Here is a 7,101-nt window from a genome sequence, read left to right as displayed (position 1 = left end):
TCCTCAGGCGTTTTTCCGGTCAGCCTCATATACACCGAGTCGGCGCAGAGTTCGATATCTTCGCTCCACTGGAGTTCGCCGTGGAATCCGACCCGCACCGACTCGAACGATCCAGGCGTTTCCCAACTAGAGAAGACTCCGCGTCCGGCAAGATCCGACAAGTCCACCTCTCCCTGTGAACCGTCGCTATAACGGACCCACAGACGGAGGTTATCCAAAGGCCTGACCTCGGCCAGCTTGGGCATCGTAGGTTCCATGCTGTTTCCATTCTAGCATCAGCGAAAGACCAAAGGGCGATGTCGGGCCACCCGGTCGCTCAGGAGCATAACGTCTTCGGCTTCAGCGGAAGACCAGAGCGAAGCGAGGGCTTGTCCGCTGTAAGCCGTTCGTAAGGCAAACCTACACCTTGCCTGAGTATATGTATTTGCATGACTCAACTTTGACCTTCAGGAGCTACCCGCCTTCATGCGGGTGAGATTTTTCTCTCTCCCGCAGTTGGCCATCAATAACTCGAATTTGTTCGAGGATTCGCCGGCACACTCTCTGCACCGAACTGTGAGTCAGCGGCGAGCCTTCTTGCTTGCCCGGGAACAGCCACTGGGGCGGACGGCAATGCCTCCAGTAGCAGCGCAGTTGCCGCAGAAGCGTTGCCGGCAGCGGCAGGTAGCGGTCCTTGCCGCCCTTGCCCCGGCGGATGCGCACCGCCATGCGCCGGCTGTCGATGTCGCTCACCTGCAGATGCAGCGCTTCGGACAGGCGCAGGCCGCAGGCGTAGATGGCCGACAGGATGGTGCGGTGCTTGATGTTCTCAAGAGTGCCCAAGAGCAGGAGCACCTCCTCGCGGCTGAGCACCACGGGGAGCTTTTTCTCCTGCCTGGGAAAGGGGATCTGCTCGACGGCCCGCTTCCTGTTCAGGGTGACGCCGTAGAAGAAGCGCAGCGCGCAGACGGTCTGGTTGAAGACCGCCCAGGAGGCCTTGCGCTCGAGCAGATGCAACTGGTAGCGGCGGATCTCCTCGGGCCCCAGCCGGTCGGGCGGCCTGCCGAAATGGCGGGCGAAGGCGGCTACCCGCATCACGTAGGTTTCCACCGTGCGCTCGGCGTAGTTGCGCAGGCGCAGGTCTTCGATCATCCTTTGGCGTAGACTGGTCATGAGGACTCCTTTCGTGAGGTGAGGTGTTGTTCTTGTAAGTAAAAAACACCTTGCCTCACGCGGAGTCTCCAGGCCAGCCCGCGGGAAACCTTCAAGCGAAGACAGGAGACCGCTCAGTCAGAAGAGACTTTCGAAAAACCCTAGCTGAGAGTGGGGGAAAGATCCTACCGCGTCAGCGGTTTAGTTCAACAGTGATTCGGCGGACCCGCATAAGATCCGAAATATCCGGCTGGGTCCGCATAATACCCTAGTTCAGGAAAGGGTGGTATTGCACCTAAGTCTCCATTCATCAGATATTTGCACGATCCCGCCATCCCGACACGGTATCTTATGCGGATCGGCATAAACTTCTCCTTGATGGCTTCAAATCAAGGACTGCAATCGTTGCTTCCGCGTCTATCCCGGCACCAACGCCAGGCACGCCCCGACCGGATCCCGAACAGCCGCATATGCGTATTCCCCATCCCTCCCCCGTGTCGCCTTAATAACCTCGCCCCCTTCCTCTCGTACGCGACGGAGACTTTCGGCGAGGTCGCCAACGGGAAGGTAGATCATCCAGACAGGCGGCAGACCCAGGTTCACGCCGCGCGCATGACAGACTCCGGCCGCCGGGTTTCCATCATCACCGAGCATGTTGTAGTCGGCGTAGCGCTCGCTTGCCTCCTCCATCTCGACGTCCTGCACCGACCAGTCAACGACCTGGCGATAGAAGTCACGGGTGGCCGAGGCGTCGGAGACCGTCATGTCGAGCCAGGAGATGCAACCCACACGCGTCGCGGCGTCGCGCGATGGGACACCCTCAGTTGGCAGGAACGCCTCCGCAGTAACGACCGGGACGATGCCAAACGCCGCGCCATTCGGATCGAGCAGCACCGCCCACTGGCTCTTTCCATCGTCGTCTTTGCCATGCATGAGCTCACTCCCGCTCAGATCGCGCGCACGCGCTACACTGGCTGCCACATCGGCGACCTGAATGTGCGGCATCCACTGGAGCGGAAGGTCAGCATACTCCGCGCTGCGCGCGCCCAAGCCGATGATCGGCATGCCCCAGTTGTTCATCAGATCCTCGCGCCAAAGCGGATTCTCGCCCGTGCTGAGTACGCGTGAGTAGAAGCGCACCTCACGTTCATGTTCGGGAACGGCAATATCGGCGCTGAGGACTCCACCGACGCGCGGGACAAACGGGTCACTCATGGTTTTCCGTCCTAGTTGACATCACGTTGGTTCGCGCGTGAAGGTTCTTTTGCCGGACTATCCTACATCAATGGGCTCGCCGCCGCTACTGCTTGGCCATGTAGCTCGTTATAAGGTTGCGGTAGTTCGGGATGTGCTCGGAGAATAGCGCGCCAAGACCCTCGATGTCGTTGCGCCAGTCTCGGTGCAACTCGCACGCTGCGCCAAACCAGCTCATGAGCTGAACACCCGCTGCAGCCATGCGTTCCCAAGCGGCCTGCCGCGTAACCTCATTGAATGTCCCGGAGGCGTCGGTAACCACGAAGACGTCGTACCCAGCCTCGATAGCTGATAGCGCTGGGAACGCAACACACACTTCCGTGACCACCCCGGCGATGATCAACTGCTTGCGTCCAGTCTTGTACACTGCATCGACAAACTCCTCGTTGTCCCAGGCATTGATCTGCCCGGGGCGAGCGAAGTACGGCGCATCTGGGAACAGCTCCTTGAGTTCCGGTACGAGCGGTCCATTCGGACCGTCCTCGAAGCTGGTCGTCAAGATCGTGGGAAGCTGGAAATATTTGGCGCTTGCGGCTAAGGCGAGAACGTTATTCTTGAATTCACCGGGCGAGAAGTCCTGTACCAAGGAGATCAAGCCCGACTGGTGATCTACCAGCAAGCAGGCCGCATCGTCCTTCGAAAGTCGCTTGTACTTGAATGAGTTGCTCATGAGTATTGCCGCCTTTACTCGATCGATCCGGGATGGGTTGGTTCTGTTGCCTAACGCTCAGCACCAGCTGCGGGCGGGAGCCCGTCAGTCTGAATGCGCTTGTTAGCCGTCGGATTTCGGCTTTGAGGATTCCCTGTCCGCAATGAGTTGGCGCACGGTCCCAACCAGGTCTACCGGTATTTCCATGGTTGTATGAGTCGTTGTCTCGTAGGCAGCTTCATCTTCGGCCAACGCCTGCTCATCAGATTGGGCCTCGTAGTGCTCGACAACACGTCGGACTCGACTTTCATCCCAGCCAGGTGGATACTTGTTTTTCATCCCTTTCTCCTGAGTCTCCGGCGAAGAGCTCGACCGGTCAAAATAGAAGCGTAGCCGCACCCCATCATTGTAGCCCTTCTGCGCTGCGCAGTTCCAATATGGCCCGGCCTGCTGCAACCGTTAGAGGGTACTCAGTTGCCATCCCTGAGCTCGCAATGCACGGCGGTAGGACCTCACGCTACCGGCTCCGGTCAGCAATGCCACCTCGCGATTCTGTTGGAACGTGACGACGAGTCCCCTGGCAACGCCATCTTCGTCCAAGGAAGCGAGTTACATTCCGTCTGTTCAAGGACTCTTCGGAGCGCCGCCCACGAAGGACGCCGCGCTTAAGCTGCGCGGCCCTTCCTAGAGGATTCACCTGTCCCCACCTTCGCGCCAGCTTCGAAACGCTTGTTCGGCACCGGTCACCTCAGCGATAGGCCCAGGACATCGACAACAAGGCGCATTACCTCAGGCCACTTTTCGTCAGTAGGGCCGCCAGCCAGGGACCCAACTCTTCTCTTCGAACCGAGCGGATCCACTCCGGCTTCATTATGCAAGGACCAGGTAGTCCGTCGTCCGGCCCCAAGCGAAGCTCCCAGGGCAGATCACGAATCTGACTGGACAGCGGAATGACAGGAACGAGCGGCCAACTCGGCAGCAGATCCGGCCGACCCAACACAAGAACCGGGCGCCGCTTGTCCGGCCGGTCAAATCGGAACCAGCGAATGTCGCCTCGGTCGATCACGGCCAACCATCGCTGTCGTCCTTGATCGGACCCTGCGGTCCCGATTCAACCCTCTCGCGCCAGAACTCGGCCTGTTGTGGGGAGAAATCCTGCGTTCTTCTTCGAGGAGTTCAAGCCGTACGCGAACCCGCTTGCCCTCCAGGCTGGGCACCGGCTTCTCGAGTTCCACACTTTGCCCATGAACTGCCCCGCGTGTCTCCATACTACGAAGGATAGCACGAATGGAAAGTCAAACAGCAGCACGAGCACACCACCCTTACGGCACTGATCGTCCTAAATTGAAAGCCGAACGTTCTGTGGCTCAGCGGCCGCGCTGCGCGGGCCGCTGTAGCCACTTGTCAGCTATGATCCGATCAGTTTCGGGGTCAAGCCTCGGCTGGCGATTTTGCGGCGAGCAACTCCTCGACTCCTATCCCTTTGACCTTCGAGTAGAGTACGAGGGGATCTAGGTCGGCTCCGTTAGGCCAATCAACCGTTCCGGACTCCCCATCCACGTGAACTTTCTGAAACTCCCCTAGTTCGCGCTACGGTGCAAAAACGCCGTCAAAGCGCAAAAGGGCGCTGACGTCAACCTCGCCACCGTACCGTCGTGGAACGAAAGCCGAAGACGGTAGCCTTCCCTCGGCTCTACGGAAACAACTTCTGGGATCATGCTCCACTCCAGGGGCGCAATCTCTTCAAAGGGCTGCTGGTTCTGCGCCAACTCCCAGTTTCTGCACTCGAGGCTTACCTACAGTCAATTGGACATCCTCAGCCGCTCAGCTGCCCGAAGCAACCGCTCGCGTTCGAGATCTGAAGGGCGCCCCGCCGCTTCCTTCTCAAGAAAGGATGCCCCATCTTCGCGTGCCAACCAGAAGACAGCCAGAAAGACATCAGAGGCTGATCGATATCTTTCCGTATCAACTCCGCTTGCAGCTAGGGCTTGGGCAACGCTGGGCAGAGCTGGTTCTCCGATTGTGGCCAATGCGTCAACAGCTGGGTAAAAACTGGCTCTTACATGAGTACGAAGCGTCATTTCTTGGGCGCTCTGCCAGTCTGTGTAAGATCGTCGGTAGTCGAGAAGGGCAACTAAAGCATTGACTGCGGCCACCGATTTTCTTGCTCCTAGACACTCGATCGCTGCAACATACGCATCCGGGTCATTATGCCGCAGTCGTTCATCCGACAAGGCCTCAATGAGATTCATTTCCGAAAGGCAGTCACACTTGTCACCCGCCCCTGCAACGGTGCAGATGAAACAAGCGTAAACGACGCTGACCAGCCTGAAGAGAAGTAGAGCTCGTTTCACTTCGGGTCTCCTCACTTGCAATTCAGGGATTCGTTACCCGTGCCTGCGCGGTTGTCACGAATTGCGTCGTTTAAAAGGGCCGCCCCGTCTACAGTCATGATGATTGACACCCGAGAAAACCACGAGAGAGAATCTGAAACCCTCGAACCACCATCCTTCGCTTTCTTCTCCAGTGTAGCCCACTCTGTGAAGTTTTGCCTCGATCGGCTCTGGGTCCCAATCGGGATTCCAAATGGCGTGTTCTTCAAGAATGCAGGCCCTGGAGCATCCAGATCATAGACTTTGCCGTTGCTCCCCCCAGACTGCGGGGCGTCATCCCGCAGTCTGTCATCACTCGTATCATCACCTTGAAATGGTTGGGTGAGGTCGCAATCGTTACCGTAGATTCTGCGGTTGACTGTCCGGTTGAGTACTATGCGACCTTGGTAGTTGGAGGGCTCGACAGTTCCAACGACTTCTACACCCGTATGCCAGCCGTCGAAATCTCGTGCGGTTTCTCCCCCAGATCGAAACAGGCCAAGGCTCGAAGTTCCCAACGTTGCCACATACTGACTTCGAGCCGCATTGTCCTGTGAAACTGTCGCTCCAGATCCGTGCCGAAATGACAAGGTCACCCAGACTACGCTGAAGTTCTCCTGGGCCAATGCTTGGCCGTTGATAGCGGCCTTCAAAGCAATGTTGTCGGCCGTGCTGCTTTCGGTGACCCCCTTGATGGAGACGCTTCGGCTGCTGGAGAGATTCATGGTCGTCGAATTGGTGGACTCGAAGCGCGCCGTGCCGGTTCCCGACATCCGGCTGAGCGTTAGGGACACCGAATGTTCGCTCAGCGAGTTCGACAGGCTGACCTGGACGCTGGCCGTGCCGTTCTTGGGGACGCTTTCGAGGTCGGCAATGGTGACCTCAGGCACCTCCTCCGAGAGGACCACAACGGTGGCCACCAAGGCCCCGGCCAGGATGATGCACAGCGGGTCGATCTCGAAGAAGGGATCTTCGTATTCGCCCTCGATGGCGGTCGAGCCCGGTCCGACCAGGTGCGCGCTGAAGGCGGAAACCTGGGCCACCGAAGTGTTGAGGCTCCTGATGTCGGAAAAGAAGGTCACGTCTTCGGTATGGCCGTCGGCAAAGAAGGCGATCAGCGGAGGGACGAAGAGGGTCTCGCCCACCAGTCCGCTTAGCTGCGATCCGGGGATGAAGGCTACCTGGGAGGGCTGAGACAGGCACAAGGGGCAGCTTTCCAGCAGCAGGGAACGTCCGCTGGGGCGGTCGTCAAGCACCGTCTGGATCAGAAGCTTTTCGGCAGGCTTGCCCTTCTGCAGGATCTTGACCTGGCCCTGCACTTCGCCTTGAGGAATCACGCGCTGGAAATGGTCCGAGGCCCCCTGCTGGCGAAGCTGCTCAAGGTCGATCTCCGCAAAGCTGTTGGCCGCCACGGACTTGACCGGGAGCGTCCACTGCCGGCCGTCGGCGAAGCTGAAAAAGGCTACCAATCGGGCTTCCCACGCAGCCGGATTGTAGAGCAGCATGAAATTCTGCAAGGATGCACAGCAGAGGCGAAATCGCCTAAGATCGAGAAGCGTACAAGTTGTTTATTCGCTTGCAGTTAAGCTCAACAAGGGCAGAACGTGAAGTCGGGGGCTCTGACTTCGAATCCGCAGGTCGCAGGTTCGCCGGAACTCTAGCATCTAGCGTTTCACGGCCTGAGAAAGGCGGCTC

General features: G+C 58.6%; 7 protein-coding genes. All 7 read right to left on the bottom strand.

Annotated elements, in window-relative coordinates:
- Positions 1-257, bottom strand: a 257-nt coding sequence (locus tag VLU25_12845) for a DUF2442 domain-containing protein (protein HSR68818.1), incomplete at its 3' end; no start/stop codon positions are given.
- 196 nt (positions 258-453) lie between these two features.
- Positions 454-1,152, bottom strand: a complete 699-nt coding sequence (locus tag VLU25_12840; protein HSR68817.1) for a site-specific integrase — start codon at positions 1,150-1,152, stop codon at positions 454-456.
- A 396-nt stretch (positions 1,153-1,548) separates the two neighbouring features.
- Positions 1,549-2,346, bottom strand: a complete 798-nt coding sequence (locus VLU25_12835; protein HSR68816.1) for a VOC family protein — start codon at positions 2,344-2,346, stop codon at positions 1,549-1,551.
- Positions 2,347-2,431: 85 nt separating this feature from the next.
- Complete coding sequence (gene ycaC / locus VLU25_12830; GenBank protein ID HSR68815.1) at positions 2,432-3,055, bottom strand: isochorismate family cysteine hydrolase YcaC; 624 nt, start codon at positions 3,053-3,055, stop codon at positions 2,432-2,434.
- Positions 3,056-3,157: 102 nt separating this feature from the next.
- Complete coding sequence (locus tag VLU25_12825; GenBank protein HSR68814.1) at positions 3,158-3,373, bottom strand: hypothetical protein; 216 nt, start codon at positions 3,371-3,373, stop codon at positions 3,158-3,160.
- A gap of 1,463 nt (positions 3,374-4,836) precedes the next feature.
- Positions 4,837-5,388: a hypothetical protein gene (locus VLU25_12820; protein ID HSR68813.1), complete on the bottom strand. Its 552-nt coding sequence runs from the start codon at positions 5,386-5,388 to the stop codon at positions 4,837-4,839.
- Between the two features lie 11 nt (positions 5,389-5,399).
- Positions 5,400-6,911 (bottom strand): hypothetical protein, encoded by a 1,512-nt coding sequence (locus tag VLU25_12815; GenBank protein ID HSR68812.1) that lies wholly within the window; start codon positions 6,909-6,911, stop codon positions 5,400-5,402.
- Positions 6,912-7,101: the final 190 nt, after the last annotated feature.

Source organism: Acidobacteriota bacterium, from assembly GCA_035471785.1.
In the GTDB taxonomy this organism is placed as follows: Bacteria; Acidobacteriota; UBA6911; order RPQK01; family DATIPO01; genus JANQFM01.
Note: the sequence above shows the minus strand (reverse complement) of the source record. Positions and strands in the feature narration are given on the sequence as shown.

What these genes read in the sequence shown, in the direction of transcription:
- VLU25_12840 (HSR68817.1), bottom strand. Translation starts at nt 1,152, where the DNA reads ATGACCAGTCTACGCCAAAGGATGATCGAAGACCTGCGCCTGCGCAAC.
- VLU25_12835 (HSR68816.1), bottom strand. Translation starts at nt 2,346, where the DNA reads ATGAGTGACCCGTTTGTCCCGCGCGTCGGTGGAGTCCTCAGCGCCGAT.
- ycaC (HSR68815.1), bottom strand. Translation starts at nt 3,055, where the DNA reads ATGAGCAACTCATTCAAGTACAAGCGACTTTCGAAGGACGATGCGGCC.
- VLU25_12825 (HSR68814.1), bottom strand. Translation starts at nt 3,373, where the DNA reads ATGAAAAACAAGTATCCACCTGGCTGGGATGAAAGTCGAGTCCGACGT.
- VLU25_12815 (HSR68812.1), bottom strand. Translation starts at nt 6,911, where the DNA reads ATGCTGCTCTACAATCCGGCTGCGTGGGAAGCCCGATTGGTAGCCTTT.